This is a genomic window from Croceitalea marina (assembly GCF_042684265.1).
GTDB classification, from domain to species: domain Bacteria; phylum Bacteroidota; class Bacteroidia; order Flavobacteriales; family Flavobacteriaceae; genus Croceitalea; species Croceitalea marina.
Genome location: NZ_JBHULB010000007.1, coordinates 573,777 through 590,516, shown reverse-complemented (window position 1 = coordinate 590,516; position 16,740 = coordinate 573,777). Strand labels below are relative to the sequence as shown.

The following is a 16,740-nucleotide window of genomic DNA, read 5'->3' as shown; positions in this document are numbered from 1 at the left end:
TTATCAATCCTTTATGGAAGCAAAGATTAAAGCATTTATGGATGAGGTGAAGTCTAGAAATGGACACGAACCTGAATTTATTCAAGCTGTACAAGAGGTTGCAGAAACTGTAATTCCGTACATCGCGAAGCACAAAATTTATAACGGCAAGAATATTCTTTTACGAATGGTTGAGCCAGAACGCTTATTATCGTTTAGAGTGGCATGGGTAGATGATAATGGTGAAATTCATGTAAACCGCGGATATCGCATACAGATGAACTCTGCCATTGGCCCATACAAAGGAGGACTTCGTTTTCACCCTACGGTAAATGCAAGTGTATTAAAGTTTTTGGCTTTTGAACAAGTCTTTAAAAACAGTTTAACTACGCTACCCATGGGTGGTGGTAAAGGAGGTTCGGATTTTGACCCTAAAGGAAAATCTGATGATGAGGTAATGCGCTTTTGCCATGCCTTTATGTTAGAATTGAATAGACATATAGGGCCTAATACCGATGTGCCTGCTGGTGATATTGGTGTCGGGGCACGCGAAATTGGTTTCCTTTTCGGAATGTATAAGAAAATCAGAAATGAATTTACTGGGGTATTAACAGGTAAAGGTCGTTCTTGGGGCGGTTCTTTAATTCGCCCAGAAGCTACAGGTTATGGTACCGTTTATTTTGCCGATAGCATGCTGAAAACCAAAGGAGAATCTTTTAAAGGTAAAAAGGTTGTAATCTCAGGTTCGGGTAATGTTGCACAATATGCTGCGGAAAAAGTATTGCAGCTTGGTGGTAAAGTATCGACACTTTCAGATTCTGGAGGATATATTCATGATAATGACGGTATTGATGCCGAAAAACTGGCTTTTGTGATGGATTTAAAGAACAACCGTCGCGGAAGAATTTCTGAGTATGCCGATAAATACGATTCAGCTACTTACCATGCTGGAAAAACGCCTTGGGAAGTGGCATGTGATATTGCATTACCCTGTGCTACACAAAATGAACTAGGCGGAGACGATGCCAAGACACTAATTAAAAATGGTTGTATATGCGTAGCAGAAGGTGCTAATATGCCATCGACACCTGAAGCTATTCATGAGTTCCACGAGGCGAGAATACTTTTCGCACCTGGTAAAGCTTCAAACGCTGGTGGGGTTGCTACTTCAGGGTTAGAAATGTCACAAAACTCTCTTCGTATTAGTTGGTCTCGTGAAGAGGTAGACCAAAGATTGAAAGACATTATGGAAGATATCCACAATTCTTGCGTAGAATTTGGAAAAGACGCTGACGGTTATTGCAACTACGTTAAAGGGGCAAATATCGCCGGATTCGTAAAAGTGGCCGATGCGATGCTAGCACAAGGTGTAATATAGGTTACCCTAAAAGATTGATTAAATGGCACAAGGATAATTCCTTTGTGCCATTTTTTGTACCTTCATTTTATATAAAATTATACCTTATGCGAACTATATTGGTTGTTTTAGCCACACTATCCATGTGTTCTTTACTTGGTCAAAAACCGACGAAACCAATATTCAACCAAAAGTCTTACCCCAAATTTAGGATAATGGATTCTTTGACGATAGGATCAAAGGACTCAAACTATATGAATGACTTATTCAATTTGCAAAAGAATGATAAAGTATTGGCGCAAAGTAACAATAGTATGCCGGTTTTTAAACCTAGCTACGATAGTACTATGCCTATACATAAAATAGATACTACCAGTATCTATTTTATGAGAGTTTATCCGAACACCAAAGACTAGCATGTTTCGCATGATGATATGCAGGTAACTACCAAAGCAATTATACTTTCGTCATTAAAATATGGCGATACCAGCCTTATTGTAAAAGCATTTACGCAATCAGACGGCTTAAAATCGTATCTGCTTAAGGGAGTTCTGGCTTCGAAAAAAGGAAAATTAAAAACTGCCTATTTTCAACCTTTAACACAGTTAGAATTAACGGCAAACCATAAAAATAAAGGAACTTTAGAAACCATTAGGGAGGTTAAAGTATTATATCCTTATAAGACCCTGCACACCAATATTGTAAAGAATAGTTTGGTGCTTTTTTTAGCCGAAATGTTGGGCAGCAGTATTCAAGAAGAACAGCAAGACACGGGTTTATACGATTATCTCGAAAATAGTTTTCGGTGGTTGGATCATAATGAAAAAATTGCCGATTTTCACTTGTTGTTTTTAGTGAACTTGACTAAGTTTTTGGGCTTCTATCCAGAGGAGTCAGAGGGTACAGCAGCCTATTTCGATTTGTTAGAGGGGCAATTTGTTTCGAGTCCTACATTGAACCCTTTAATTGAAAATGAAAATACGACATATTTCAAAAAACTTTTGGGCATAAAATTTGATGCACTTAAAGAGATAAGAATAACCAAAGGTGTCCGTGAATCACTTTTAAAATCAGTAATTCTCTATTTTGAATTACATTTGCACGGATTTAGAAAACCCAAGTCTTTGGCCGTTTTAAATGCAGTTTTTGACTAGTATGCGCAATGTAGCTCTGCTTATTTTTTTCCTTCTAGTTTCTTTAGCGACCATGGCCCAACAGGCGGTTGTTTTAGATGCCGATTCTGGCAATGAGATAGTCAATGTTGCTGTTTTTAATCAAGATAAATCAAAAACAGCGGTCACCGATTTTGACGGTAGCTGCGACCTTTCCATTTTTGGCAAAAACGAGCGCATTACCTTTAAACACATAAGTTATGAGGCTATTACAACTACTATTGCCCAACTTTCAAAAAGAGGAAATCGGGTTTATCTAAATTTAAAACCAGAACAGTTAGAAGAGGTGGTGATGTCTGTTTCAAAGTGGGAACAACAACGCAAAGATGTCCCACAAAAAATAGTGGCCATAGACGCTAGGACTATTGCGTTTACAAACCCCCAAACCTCGGCCGACCTATTACAAAATAGTGGTAAGGTCTTTGTTCAAAAGAGTCAGTTGGGCGGTGGCAGCCCTTTAATTAGAGGTTTTGCAACCAATCGATTACTACTCTCTGTAGACGGGGTACGTATGAACAACGCCATTTTTAGGGGCGGAAATGTTCAAAACGTTATTTCGATAGACCCTTTCACCATTAAGAATACCGAAATTATATTTGGTCCGGGCTCTGTTATTTATGGTAGTGACGCCATTGGTGGGGTAATGAACTTTTTTACGCAAGACCCTAGGTTTTCATATACTGATAGCCTTACTTTTTCAGGTAAGGCGGCCTATCGGTTTGCCACTGCAAATAATGAGAATACCGTACACCTAGATTTTAACTTGGGGCACCAAACTTGGGCATCGTACACTAGTTTCACTTACAATAGTTTTGGTGATTTAACGATGGGTGAACATGGCCCTGACTCGTATTTGCGAAACAATTTTGTCGCCCGTGAGAATGGTCAAGACATCTTGGTACAGAATAACGACCCTAAAAAACAAGTACCTTTGGGCTATGACCAGATTAATTTTCTTCAAAAATTTAGATATCGACCGAACAAAAATTGGAATTATGATTTAGGCCTGTATTATTCCGAAACTTCTAATTATTCACGTTACGACCGTCTAATTAGACCAGACGACGCTGGTACTGGCCTTCGTTCTGCAGAGTGGTTCTACGGTCCGCAAAAATGGTTTATGACCAATTTTAGGGCAACCCAGCAGGGAAAAAATCGGTTTTACGATGGTTTAAAAATTACGTCGGCTTATCAGTTTTTTGAAGAAAGTAGAATTAGTAGAAACTTTCAAGAAGTTGTTCGAAATACGACAACCGAACAGGTAGATGCCCTATCGTTAAACCTTGATTTTGAAAACAAGAAAATCGGTAATCTTCGTTTGTACTATGGTGCCGAATATATTTTTAATAAAATAGGCTCTACCGGGCAAAATCTAAACATTGATACAGGTGAAATCTCGGGTGCCGTTTCTAGACATCCAGATGGTTCTACTTGGCAGACGCTGGCGGGTTATATTAATGGAGAGTATCAAATTCAGCCCAATCTGACCCTGTTGTCAGGGTTGCGATACAGTCAGGTTTATGTAAATGCTGATTTTGATACTACCTTTTTTCCCTTTCCTTTTGAGGAGGCCAACGTAAGCTCTGGGGCACTTACAGGTAGTTTGGGTATGAGTTGGTTTCCCAAGGCGGATTTACAGATTACCTTAAACGGATCAACTGGTTTTAGGGCACCAAATATTGATGATATTGGAAAGGTTTTTGATTCTGAACCTGGTTCGGTAGTAGTGCCAAACCCTGATTTGGTTTCTGAATATGCATATAATGCGGAGCTAGGGGTAAGTAAGAACTTTAACGATAAATTGGTGTTGAAAGGCGCCGCTTTTTACACCTATTTGGTAGACGCTTTGGTGCGTAGGGATTTTGAGTTCAATGGGCAGTCTCAAATTGAATATAATGGAGAATTGAGCAATGTACAGGCCATACAGAATGCTGCCAAAGCCTATGTATATGGCTTTGAGTTTGGCGTGGAGGCTTTTATGAACGAGAATTGGTCTTTCTTAGGGAATTTGACTTTAACTGAGGGTGTAGAAGAGGATGATGATGGAACCGATTCTGCTGCACGCCACGTAGCACCCACTTTTGCAGATGCCCACCTAGTATGGAAAAACCAGAAACTTAAGGCAGATTTTTTCTTGAACTATAATGGCGAAATTCCTTTTGCAGATTTGGCCATTTCAGAACGTAATAAGCCTTTTATTTATGCCAGTGACCAAAACGGCAACCCTTTTTCACCATCTTGGTATACGCTTAACTTTCGCTCGCAGTACCAGATTTCGAATGCCTTAAAAACCACATTGAGTTTAGAGAATATTACGAATCAACGTTACCGTACCTACTCTTCAGGTATTGTAGCACCGGGCACAAATTTGATTTTGGGGCTAGGGTATACGTTCTAAAAACAAAAACCCCAACCAATAAAGGCTAGGGTTTTTAAATGATTTGGAACAAAAGTGTTTAGTGGTCGTCAGTTGCTTCCTCTACTTCTTTTGCTACTTTATTAGCGGCATCCTTTACTTCATCACCGGCTTTGGTCATAGCATCTTTAGCGTCAGCACCCATTTTTTCGGCACCTTCTTTTAAGTTTTCACCAGCTTTTTTAATGCTATCCATGGCACTTTCAGCTCCTTCTTTCATTTCCTCTCCAACTTCTTTTGCTTTATCCATTGCATTTTCACCAGCTTCTTTAAGATCGTCTCCGGCTTCTTTTAAGTTGTCACCAGCTTCTTCTAATGCACTTTCTGTTGCCTCGGCAGCGTCTTCAGCTTTCTTTTCTACTTCTTTACAAGAAGTTAAAACAGAAGCTGTCATTGATAATGCCAATACGGCAAGAAATACTTTTTTCATTTTTAATAGTTTTTGTGTTTGTTATGGTACATATACGGTTAAAAATAGGTTTTAGATGTAAACCGTTACACATTAGACACATTATACGCATTTAGGTCACTGAATACGATTGAAATCCATCTAAATTTTTATTTTTGCAAACTTGGAATTCTTGAAGAAAGCCTATATGAAGTTTGCAGAGTATAAAGGATTGAACTTGCCAAAAGTGGCCGATGAAATATTGGACTACTGGAAGGAGAATAACATCTTCGAAAAAAGTGTCGTTACACGCGAGGGTAAGGAAAGTTATGTCTTTTACGAAGGGCCACCTTCGGCAAACGGAATGCCAGGTATTCATCATGTAATGGCGCGTACCATTAAGGATATTTTCCCTAGGTATAAAACCATGAAGGGCTTTCAAGTCAAGCGCAAAGCGGGTTGGGATACGCATGGTCTGCCCATAGAACTTGGTGTAGAAAAAGAACTGGGTATCACCAAAGAGGATATTGGTACTAAAATTTCTGTTGAAGAATACAACGCAGCCTGTAAAAAAGCGGTGATGCGCTACACCGATGTGTGGAACGAGATGACCGAAAAAGTAGGCTATTGGGTAGATATGGATGACCCCTATGTCACCTACAAATCCAAATACATGGAATCCGTTTGGTGGTTACTAAAACAGATTTACGATAATGGTTTAATTTATAAAGGCTACACCATTCAGCCTTATTCTCCAAAAGCGGGAACTGGTTTAAGTTCACATGAACTGAATCAGCCTGGAACGTATCAAGATGTAACGGATACAACAGTAACCGCTCAATTTAAAGCGGTTGAAAGTACTTTGCCAGAATCCTTAAAAAGATTTGACCATTTACATTTCTTGGCTTGGACGACAACGCCATGGACACTACCAAGTAATACGGCATTGACCGTTGGAGCTAAGATTGATTATGTGGTAGTCGCCACATACAATCAATATACTTTTGAGCCGGTACATGTAATCTTGGCCAAAAATTTGGTAAACAAGCAATTTACAGGAAAGTATGAGCATACCGACGAGGTTGCGGTACTTTCTGGTTATTCTATGGAAAACAAAAAAATACCTTATCTAATCGCTGCCGAGTGTAAAGGGGCAGACCTTTTAGAAATTAGATATGAGCAGTTAATAGATTATGCTTCTCCATACCAAAACGCTGAAAATGCGTTTCGGGTGATTGCTGGCGATTTTGTTACTACTGAAGATGGTACAGGTATCGTACATACGGCACCAACCTTTGGCGCCGATGATGCTATGGTGGCTAAATTGGCAGAGCCAGAAGTACCGCCTTTATTGGTGTTGGATGAAAGTAAAAATCCGGTTCCGCTCGTTGATTTGCAGGGCAAGTTTAGACCTGAACTTAAAGAGTTTGGCGGTAAGTATGTCAAGAACGAGTATTATGATGATGGCGAAGCTCCTGAACGATCTATCGATGTAGAAATCGCCATTAAGTTAAAAGAAGAGAACAAGGCTTTTAAGGTAGAAAAGTATGTACACAGTTACCCTAACTGCTGGCGTACTGATAAACCTATTTTGTACTATCCCTTAGATTCTTGGTTTATTAAAGTGACGGACATTAAAGACAGAATGTTCGAACTCAATGAAACTATTAATTGGAAACCAAAATCAACTGGTGAAGGCCGTTTTGGCAATTGGTTGGCCAATGCGAATGACTGGAATCTTTCACGCTCGCGCTATTGGGGTATTCCATTGCCTATTTGGCGTACAGAAGATGGTTCGGACCAACTGATGATAGGTTCAGTTGCAGAACTTAAAGCCGAAATGGCAAAAGCTATAGAAGCAGGAGTTCTTGAAAAAGACATTTTTGAAGACTTTGTTGTGGGTGACATGAGTGAGGCCAATTATGATAAAATCGATCTACATAAAAACATTGTAGACCAAATAACATTGGTTTCTTCTTCTGGTAAGCCTATGAAGCGCGAGTCTGACCTTATTGATGTTTGGTTCGATAGTGGTTCAATGCCCTATGCGCAATGGCATTATCCTTTTGAGAATAAGGATTTGATTGATAAAGGAGAGACTTTTCCGGCAGATTTTATAGCGGAAGGTGTAGACCAAACTAGAGGTTGGTTCTATACTTTGCATGCGATAGGCACCATGGTTTTTGACGCTGTAGCGTACAAGAACGTGGTATCGAACGGACTTGTATTGGATAAAGAAGGCAAGAAGATGTCCAAACGTTTGGGTAATGCGGTAGACCCGTTTGTAACCTTGCCAGAACATGGTGCGGATGCTACGCGTTGGTATATGATTTCAAATGCCAATCCGTGGGATAATTTAAAATTTGATATCGACGGTATCGTTGAAGTAAAACGCAAGTTTTTCGGCACACTTTATAATACCTATTCGTTCTTTTCTTTATATGCAAATATTGACGAGTTCAGTTATGCCGAAAAAGAAATTGAATTGGCCGATAGACCAGAGTTGGATCAATGGATATTGTCTGAATTGAATACCATAATTCAAAAAGTGGATGAAGCCTATAATGACTACGAGCCAACTAGAGCTGCACGTGTTATTTCAGACTTCGTACAAGAAAACTTAAGCAATTGGTATGTACGTTTGAGCAGAAGACGTTTCTGGAAAGGTGATTATCAGCATGATAAAATTTCGGCATACCAGACTTTGTATACCTGTTTAAAAACGGTTGCAAAATTATCGGCACCTATCGCTCCATTCTTTATGGACAGATTGTATAAAGATTTGGATGTAGTTACCGGTAAAGAGGGCTTTGAAAGTGTGCATTTGACAAACTTCCCGGCTTTTGATAAAACAATGGTAAATGCCAATCTAGAAAGTAAAATGCAGACGGCACAAAAGATTTCATCTTTAGTTTTATCCATCCGTCAGAAAGAGAAAATCAAAGTTCGTCAGCCCCTACAAAAGATAATGGTACCTGTTTTAAATGATTTGCAACGGTCCGAAATCGAAGCAGTTGTAGATCTTATTAAATCAGAAGTCAATGTAAAGGAAATAGAACTGATGGATGATGCATCAGGAATTCTAGTAAAGCAAATAAAACCTAATTTTAAAGTTTTGGGGCCAAAATTTGGCAAAGAAATGAAGGCCGTAGCCAATGCAGTCAATGCTTTACAAAAGGAAGATATCCAAAAAATCGAGCAGGAAGGCGAAATAACGCTGGAATTGGATAATAAAAGTATTAATTTACAGTTGTCTGATGTAGAAATCTTCTCTCAAGACATCGAAGGATGGTTGGTAGCGACTTCTGGTCCGTTAACAGTCGCCTTGGACGTTACAATTGACGAAAGTCTTAAAAATGAGGGAATTGCTAGAGAATTGGTAAATAGAATTCAGAATTTAAGAAAAGAATCTGGTTTTGAGGTTACCGATAAAATAGATTTAAAAATATTAAAGGATGGTTTTATCGAAAAAGCCATTGCGGCTAACGAGACATATTTAAAGAGCGAAACACTAACAGCAGAACTAGTATATGAAGAACGTTTAGAAGAGGGCACGGAAATTGCTTTCGATGACGTGAACACTAAATTGTTTATCCAAAAACACTAAAAATGGCACAAGATTTAAAAGTTAGATACTCAGATAAAGACCTTGGGGAGTTTAAGATCTTAATCGAAGAAAAAATAGAAAAGGCAAAGAATCACTTAGAGTTGTTGAAAAGCGCCTATATGAACGATGGTAATAACGGTACGGATGATACTTCACCTACCTTTAAAGCTTTTGAAGAGGGTTCTGAAACCATGAGCAAAGAGGCTAATACGCAATTAGCTATAAGACAAGAGAAGTTTATTCGTGATTTAAAGAACGCTTTGCTCAGAATTGAGAACAAAACCTATGGTATTTGCCGTGTAACCGGTAAGCTGATTAATAAAGAGCGCCTAAAACTAGTTCCTCACGCGACATTGAGCATTGAGGCTAAGAATATGCAGAAATAGTAAAAACGCCCTAGGGCGTTTTTTTGTTGATGAGGATTCTATTAGTAGTTATAACAGTTTTGCTTTTGACCCATTCGTTGATGGGGCAAAAAACAATCCGTAAAACGATTATAAATTCTGAAAAGCAGTCCATACAAGTTGACACCAAAAATTGTTATCTGGTTACGCTAGCAACTTCTAAAGAGAGCGAGTTAAAAGTAGAGGCGAGTATAGAGGGGGAATATGAAAAAGATTTAGCTGTAAAGATTGAAGAAGATGGCGCTAACGTACTAGTAAGTGCGGACTTTTTGCCCAATTTTGTTGCCCCAAACGATAAGTTAAGTGCGCATAAAGTAATTTCTATTTCACTTAAAATTACGATTCCCAGTTACTGTAATGTAAATGTTTACGGCACGAACAGTAAAGTATTGGCTTCAGGGAAATACAAATACTTAAAAGTAAGTTCTGATACAGGGGATTGCAGTATGGTTAATGTTGTTGAAAATGTAGAAGTGAAGACACAGAAAGGAACAATTAACATTACTGCAAAAGAAGGAAAAATAACGGCAGAAAGTACTTATGGTAAGGTGCAATTAGCAAAAATTCCCACAGGAAATTCAAGTTATAGACTTGTCTCTGTTGAAGGGGATATCTACGTAAATAAAACCGATTAATATGGCTATTTTTGCCCCAATTATCAAATAGAAATGAATTTAAAGAAATCTATTTTACTTATTGTTCTAATCTTGGTCATAGATCAGCTAAGCAAGATATATATTAAAACAAATTTTGTTTTAGGCGAATCTGTTCAGGTTTTTAGCTGGTTTAAAATTTTGTTTATTGAAAACGAGGGGGCTGCTTGGGGTACAAAGCTTAGTGATATTCTGCCAATTTCTGAGTCATTAGGAAAATTGTTTTTAACCATATTCCGTTTATTCGCGATTTTCGGAATAGGGTATTGGCTTTTTGATATCATCAAAAAGAAATCTCCCAAAGTATTGATACTTGCGGTATCCTTGATTTTTGCCGGGGCCTTGGGTAATATTATAGACTCTGTTTTTTACGGATTGTTGTTTAATGAGAGTAATAATGAAGTAGCTGAGCTATTTTCTAATGAGCCCTACGGGAATCTCTTTTATGGTAAAGTGGTAGATATGCTATATTTTCCTTTAATTGATACAACTTGGCCCGAATGGGTTCCAAGTGTCGGAGGTAAAAACTTTCGATTTTTCGAACCTATTTTTAATATCGCCGATACTGCGATAAGCACTGGGGTCGGAATTTTGATTTTCTTTAATAAAAGAGCTTTCGCCAAGACAGAAAGTTAAAATTTATACACTTTTTCTGGTGTAACGCAGTAGTCTAAAGGTATGTCATGCTTGTCAATATCTTCGATTTCCCTTTCAGCTTCAAAAAAAGATAGCCCTATTTTCACCACATTGGAATTACATTTTTTGAGAAATGTATCGTAAAACCCTTTTCCGTATCCCACTCTATTTCCTTTTAAATCAAAAGCAAGTAGGGGAATAAAAACAACTTCCAGTTGTTTTTCATCAATACGAATACCATTTACGGGTTCTGGAATATTCCATTTGTTTTTTTTGAGCAGTGTGCTGTCGGTAAGAAGAAAATGCTCCAGTTGCTTTTCTCCCTTTGTTTTAGGTATAATAACATTTTTATCCTTACCATGAAGTAGGGTTAAAAGGTAAGCGGTATCAACCTCTTTACTTTCAGTAATCGTCAAGAAAACATGATAATAAAAAAAACTCCAAATATTCATTTGGAGTATATTATTGGAAATTTTTAAACTCTGGCTTTGTATGGTTTCGAAACTAAGCTTTTTTCTTTTGCTTCGGTAGGCCTCTCTAAGTTCAATTTTTCGCATCTAACTTCATAAAATAGAAGATACTGTTGGGGGCAGTTTCAGATAAGTTCTACTCTCTCGTTGAGACAGCAAAGTAGATTTTGAAGAAAAGCATCAAAATCAGATACATACCTAAAACAATTAAATAGTTTTCCATAGGGGGTAACTTTAATTTGATTTAAATATAAAGAAAAATTTTACATACAACCTATGAACTGCACAATTTTATCGTTGAATTACACTTTTTTTGTAGTTTTTTTAAGAAAAAGAAAATTAATTCTTCAGTTTAATGTAATAGTTAACAACAACATACCATGTATTTAGGTTTTGTAAACCACATATAATTCTAAGGTTCTCACATTGATTTTTGAGTTAAAAAATTAAAAACAATTCATGCTTTTTTAAAAAGGTAGTAATTTAACCAAGTGTACTGCACCTTAAATTTCTTAAAGCTCACATGGTACATTTACCGATTGAAGTTCAAATAAGTTCGTTGCCCAATAGCCCCGGTGTTTATCAGTTTTACGATGAATCCGATACTATTATTTATGTGGGTAAGGCCAAAAATCTCAAGAAACGGGTGTCATCATACTTTACCAAAAACCACGAATATGGAAAGACGCGGGTATTGGTAAAAAAAATAAGGTCTATCAAACATATTGTAGTAGCTACCGAATCAGATGCATTACTACTTGAAAATAATTTTATTAAAAAATACCAACCTAGGTATAATGTGCTGCTTAAAGACGATAAGTCTTACCCCTGGATTTGTATAAAAAATGAGCGTTTCCCTCGGATATTTCCAACCAGAAAGTTGATTAAGGATGGGTCGGAATATTTTGGTCCGTACACGAGTATGAAGACGGTAAAGACACTTTTGGATCTGATTAAAAGTGTTTATCCGCTAAGAACATGTAATTATGACCTTTCGGAGGAGAAAATAAATGCTGGCAAGTACAAGCGATGTCTTGAGTTTCATTTGGGTAATTGCAAAGCACCGTGTGAAAATTTGCAAGAAGCCGTCGAATATCACAAACAAATAGATGATATTAGAGACATCATCAAGGGAAACTTTAAAAGCTCATTACTCTATTTTAAACATCAGATGAAAACGCTCGCAGCAGAAATGGAGTTTGAAAAAGCGCAGCGTATTAAAGAGAAAATAGAAGTATTGGAAAACTACCAGGTAAAATCGACAGTTGTCAATCCTAAAATTAGCAATGTTGATATTTTCTCTATTTTTTCTGATGAAACCCATGCCTACGTGAATTTTTTACAAGTTTCTCACGGATTAATTATAAGATCGCACACCCTAGAAATAAAAAAGAAACTAGAAGAAACAGATGAAGAGTTATTGCAATTGGCCATCGTTGAACTGCGCCAACGTTTTAAATCTGATTCTAAAGAATTGTACCTGCCTTTTGCCGTTGAAGTGGATAAGGATGTTAAAATTACTATCCCAAAATTAGGAGATAAGAAAAAACTATTGGATCTATCAACCCGAAATGCCAAATTCTTCAGGCAAGAGCGCTTTAAGCAAATAAAAATAGTAGACCCAGATCGCCACGCCAAACGTATCATGGCACAAATGAAGTCCGACTTAAGGTTGTCCGAAGCCCCAACACATATAGAGTGTTTTGACAACTCTAATATTCAAGGAACTAATCCCGTAGCGGCCTGTGTTGTTTTTAGAGAAGGTATGCCGGCAAAGAAAGAGTACCGCCATTATAATATAAAGACGGTCGAAGGTCCGGATGATTTTGCCTCAATGGAAGAGGTCGTATTTAGAAGGTATAAAAGACTGTTGAACGAGGCTCAAGATTTGCCACAGTTAATTGTAATTGACGGTGGTAAAGGGCAATTATCATCAGCACTAAAAAGCCTAGACATTTTAGGTTTAAGAGGTAAAATTGCTATTATAGGTATAGCCAAGCGATTGGAAGAAATCTATTTTCCTGAAGACCCGATTCCTCTATACCTAGATAAAAAATCCGAAACGCTAAAAATTATCCAACAACTCCGTAATGAGGCGCACCGTTTTGGTATTTCTTTTCACAGAAATAAGCGAAGTAAAGTAGCCATTAATTCAGAGCTGGAAAAGATTGAAGGTATAGGAGGGAAAACGGCTGAGCAATTGCTTAAAAGTTTTAAATCGGTGAAAAGAATACGTGAAGCATCTTTAGATAATCTGGCAAAGTCAATAGGTATGGCCAAAGCCAAAAAAGTTTATGAATCATTTCATTAAGAATGGAATTCGAATGAAGAAAAAGATAGCATTTCTTTTACTTTTAGTATGTACTTTGGTATGCTCACAAGAAGAACCTAAAGTTGGGCTTGTACTTAGTGGTGGAGGTGCAAAAGGGCTAGCACATATCGGGGCGCTAAAAATAATTGAAGAAGCTGGGGTAGAGATAGATTATATTGGTGGTACCAGTATGGGGGCTATAGTGGGTGCCTTATATGCTTCGGGCTATACGGCTAATGAATTGGACTCGATATTTAAATCAACTGATTTTTCAAAGCTAATTCAAGATAATGTGCCGAGAGGGGCAAAATCATTTTATGAAAAGGACGATTCTGAGCGCTATGCTCTAGGTTTGCCTTTTGATAACTTTAAAGTTTCCTTTCCAGAAGCGATATCCGGAGGGCAAAATATCTACAATGAATTTGTTCGCTTATTGTTCCATGTAAAGGATATAAGAGATTTTAATAAACTTCCAATCCCTTTTTTATGTATCGCTACCAACGTTGAGACCGGCGATCCTATATTGTTAGATAGTGGCTACTTGCCTGAAGCTATAATGGCAAGTGGTACATTACCTTCTCTATTTGAACCAACAGAGTTGGATGGTAAAATATTGATAGATGGGGGTGTGGTCAATAACTATCCAATAGATGAGGTTAAAAATCTAGGAGCAGATGTTATTATTGGTATCGATGTGCAAGATGCTTTGGCCAAAAGAGAATCTTTATCATCGGCAACGGAAGTTTTATTGCAAATAAATAATTACCGTACCGTAAATGATATGGTTAAAAAAAGGAAAGAAACAGACATCTATATTCAACCCAATATCGAAGATTTTTCAGTAATTGATTTTGAAAAGGGATCAACGATTATTGAGATAGGGGAAATTGGGGCAAAAGAAAAATGGATGGATTTAAAGGCCTTGGCGGATAAAAAACAATCGAAACGGGTAAATCGAATTATAGGAAAAAGTATGGATAGCCTCAGTATCAATAGATTGATTATAGAGGGCAACAATAGATACACCAGAGGGTATATCAAAGGAAAGCTACGTTTTAATCTTGCAGATAAAATTCCATTCGAGAAATTAAAGCAGGGAATAAATAACCTTGCTGCAACGGGTAATTTTAAAGCGATACGGTACGAATTGGTCTCAAATGGTCTTGGTACAGATTTGATCTTGAAATTAAAAGAGAATACCACCAAGATGTATATTAAAATGAGCGCCCATTATGATGATTTATATAAAAGTGCGGCCTTATTGAACATTACCAGAAAAAACCTATTGCTAAAAGATGATGTGGCATCATTCGATTTTATTTTGGGCGATCATGTGCGCTACAATTTTCAGTACTACTTAGATAAAGGGTTTTACTGGAGTTTTGGGGTAAATTCGAATTTTAATGACTTTGATAAAGAGGTTGATTTTGGTCTTATACGTTCAAATTTTGATGTGCCCGATGACCCAAATATCAGCGAAATCAATCTTGATGTAACAGACTTGACCAATCAAGTATATCTGCAAACTGTTTTAAAAGAAGAATTTGCTTTTAGCATTGGTCTTGAACATAAATTGTTGCGCTATAGTACAAGAACTTTAAATAATAATATAGGCGCACTAGCAGCTGTTCCTCCTCCTACTGATCGTACTTTTTTTGAAAACAGCAACTATTTTAGCACCTACGGAAAGTTAAAACTGGACACTTATGATGACAAGTACTTTCCTACTAAAGGATTATATTTTGATGGAGATTTTCACTACTACATACTTTCTTCTGATTTTAATAATAATTTTAAGGATTTTTCGATAACCAAGGCACGTATGGGAGGGGCATTTACATGGCTCAAAAATTTGACCTTAAATATTGAAACTGAGGGTGGCTTTAAGTTAGGGACTTCGAATGTATCTTCTTTCGATTTTATTTTAGGAGGATTTGGCAGTGAACCAACTCACAACTTTATTCCCTTTTTCGGGTATGATTTTTTATCACTCCCGGGCAATAGTTTCGTAAAGGCTTACGCCAGGTTGGATTACGAATTCGCTCCAAAAAATCATGCACTTTTTACCGCCAACGTTGCAAATGTAGATGATGACCTATTCAGAACGGGAGAGTGGTTTACAGAACCTAATTTTTCAGGTTATGGCATCGGTTATGGGTTCGAATCTTTCCTCGGCCCTTTGCAGATTTATTATTCATGGTCGCCACAACGGAATGAGAGCGAAGTCCTTTTTAGCATTGGGTACTGGTTTTAGCAAAATATTATCCTAAAAAATGGTAATTATTCTTAAAAGAAAACCAACTATGGTCAAGCTAAGTTAAAGTACGTTAAAACCTGAGATTTCTAAGTTAAGCTGTCATACATTTGTATAACAAGAGGGGTGGTTCCCTCACTACTTTAAGTATTGGTTTTTCATAATTTAAAGTTTGGTTGGTTATTTAGAGAAAGCCCTGATGTAAGCATCAGGGCTTTTTTTGTACAATACTTTGGAATAACTTTTGTTTTAGTAAAAGTAAATGTGCGAATAAAGCCATTTTATATAGTATTTTTAATGTTAGTTTATCTGCTATGAAAAAACTTACTTTCATCATTATTTCATTTTTGATGCTGGGTGTTTCAGCACAACAGAAACCTGCCTACAAGGCTGGTGAGTGGTTGAAGTTCAGAATTCACTATGGCATTTTTAATGCAAGTTTTGCCACTCTTAAACTTACCTCAGAAAACTTAAATGGAACGCCGGTTTATCATGCCGTGGGCAAAGGTAAAACTACTGGTATGGCAAGATGGTTTTTTAAGGTCGATGATAGGTATGAAAGCTATTTTGATAAGTATAACAGCAAACCCTATCGTTTTGTCAGAAAAATAGACGAGGGGGGTTATACTAAGGATATTGAAATAAATTTCGACTACGATAAATCATCCGCCTTACTTGAAGATAAAAAGAACAAGAAAGATTATAATATTGCGATCAATCACAAGGTGCAAGATTTGATTTCGGCCTCATATTATCTTAGAAGTAATTATAATCTTGAAGACTTTAAAGTGGGGGAAAGTATCAGTATTGATATGTTGTATGATGATGACGGAATGTACAAGTTCAAATTAAAATTTTTAGGTACTGAAGTGGTCAAAACCAAGTATGGAAAAGTAGACTGTTTAAAATTTAGGCCTTATGTACAATCAGGCAGGGTTTTTAAAGAGCAAGAAAGCTTAACTTTGTGGGTATCGAACGATTTAAATAAGATTCCTATTCGTATAAAGGCAGATTTGGCCGTAGGCTCGATCAAAGCAGATTTAGATGGATATAATGGACTTAAAAATCAGTTCAAGATAATTATGAAGTGATC

At 37.2% G+C, this 16,740-nt stretch carries 13 protein-coding genes; 11 read left to right on the top strand and 2 right to left on the bottom strand.

Annotation, left to right across the window (positions count from 1 at the left end):
* Nucleotides 1–13 precede the first annotated feature (13 nt).
* The 4 genes from gdhA (at nt 14) to ACFSQJ_RS06655 (ending at nt 4,906) form a co-directional block, all read left to right on the top strand.
* Nucleotides 14–1,357, top strand: a complete 1,344-nt coding sequence (gene gdhA, locus ACFSQJ_RS06670; RefSeq protein ID WP_377766177.1) for an NADP-specific glutamate dehydrogenase — start codon at nt 14–16, stop codon at nt 1,355–1,357.
* 194 nt (nt 1,358–1,551) lie between these two features.
* Nucleotides 1,552–1,752, top strand: a complete 201-nt coding sequence (locus ACFSQJ_RS06665) for a hypothetical protein (RefSeq protein ID WP_377766176.1) — start codon at nt 1,552–1,554, stop codon at nt 1,750–1,752.
* 18 nt (nt 1,753–1,770) lie between these two features.
* Nucleotides 1,771–2,490 carry a DNA repair protein RecO gene (gene recO / locus ACFSQJ_RS06660; protein ID WP_377766175.1) on the top strand — a complete coding sequence of 240 codons (720 nt, stop codon included), beginning with the start codon at nt 1,771–1,773 and terminating at the stop codon, nt 2,488–2,490.
* A complete protein-coding gene (locus tag ACFSQJ_RS06655; protein ID WP_377766174.1) occupies nt 2,474–4,906 on the top strand; it encodes a TonB-dependent receptor in 2,433 nt (810 codons plus the stop codon). The genes recO and ACFSQJ_RS06655 overlap by 17 nt, the downstream gene beginning before the upstream one ends.
* Nucleotides 4,907–4,964: 58 nt before the next feature.
* On the opposite strand, the gene ACFSQJ_RS06650 is transcribed toward ACFSQJ_RS06655, so the two are convergent.
* Nucleotides 4,965–5,354 carry a hypothetical protein gene (locus ACFSQJ_RS06650; RefSeq protein WP_377766173.1) on the bottom strand — a complete coding sequence of 130 codons (390 nt, stop codon included), beginning with the start codon at nt 5,352–5,354 and terminating at the stop codon, nt 4,965–4,967.
* 166 nt (nt 5,355–5,520) lie between these two features.
* Here ACFSQJ_RS06650 and ileS point away from each other — a divergent pair, with 166 nt between their 5' ends.
* From ileS to ACFSQJ_RS06630, 4 genes are all read left to right on the top strand, one after another.
* Nucleotides 5,521–8,919 carry an isoleucine--tRNA ligase gene (gene ileS / locus ACFSQJ_RS06645; protein WP_377766249.1) on the top strand — a complete coding sequence of 1,133 codons (3,399 nt, stop codon included), beginning with the start codon at nt 5,521–5,523 and terminating at the stop codon, nt 8,917–8,919.
* Nucleotides 8,920–8,921: 2 nt separating this feature from the next.
* On the top strand, nt 8,922–9,305 hold the full coding sequence (locus tag ACFSQJ_RS06640) for a TraR/DksA family transcriptional regulator (RefSeq protein WP_377766172.1): 384 nt from the start codon (nt 8,922–8,924) through the stop codon (nt 9,303–9,305).
* Nucleotides 9,306–9,385: 80 nt separating this feature from the next.
* Nucleotides 9,386–9,958, top strand: coding sequence for a hypothetical protein (locus tag ACFSQJ_RS06635; protein WP_377766171.1), 573 nt, complete (start codon nt 9,386–9,388; stop codon nt 9,956–9,958).
* Between the two features lie 33 nt (nt 9,959–9,991).
* Complete coding sequence (locus ACFSQJ_RS06630) at nt 9,992–10,612, top strand: lipoprotein signal peptidase (RefSeq protein ID WP_377766170.1); 621 nt, start codon at nt 9,992–9,994, stop codon at nt 10,610–10,612.
* Here ACFSQJ_RS06630 and ACFSQJ_RS06625 read toward each other — a convergent pair.
* A complete protein-coding gene (locus ACFSQJ_RS06625) occupies nt 10,609–11,169 on the bottom strand; it encodes a 5-formyltetrahydrofolate cyclo-ligase (RefSeq protein ID WP_377766169.1) in 561 nt (186 codons plus the stop codon). The two genes, ACFSQJ_RS06630 and ACFSQJ_RS06625, sit on opposite strands and share 4 nt — an antisense overlap.
* 436 nt (nt 11,170–11,605) lie before the next feature.
* Between ACFSQJ_RS06625 and uvrC the strand changes: the two genes are divergently transcribed.
* From uvrC to ACFSQJ_RS06610, 3 genes are all read left to right on the top strand, one after another.
* Nucleotides 11,606–13,393, top strand: a complete 1,788-nt coding sequence (gene uvrC, locus ACFSQJ_RS06620; protein ID WP_377766168.1) for an excinuclease ABC subunit UvrC — start codon at nt 11,606–11,608, stop codon at nt 13,391–13,393.
* Between the two features lie 13 nt (nt 13,394–13,406).
* Complete coding sequence (locus ACFSQJ_RS06615) at nt 13,407–15,647, top strand: patatin-like phospholipase family protein (protein ID WP_377766167.1); 2,241 nt, start codon at nt 13,407–13,409, stop codon at nt 15,645–15,647.
* Between the two features lie 314 nt (nt 15,648–15,961).
* Nucleotides 15,962–16,738, top strand: a complete 777-nt coding sequence (locus tag ACFSQJ_RS06610) for a DUF3108 domain-containing protein (protein ID WP_377766166.1) — start codon at nt 15,962–15,964, stop codon at nt 16,736–16,738.
* Nucleotides 16,739–16,740: the final 2 nt, after the last annotated feature.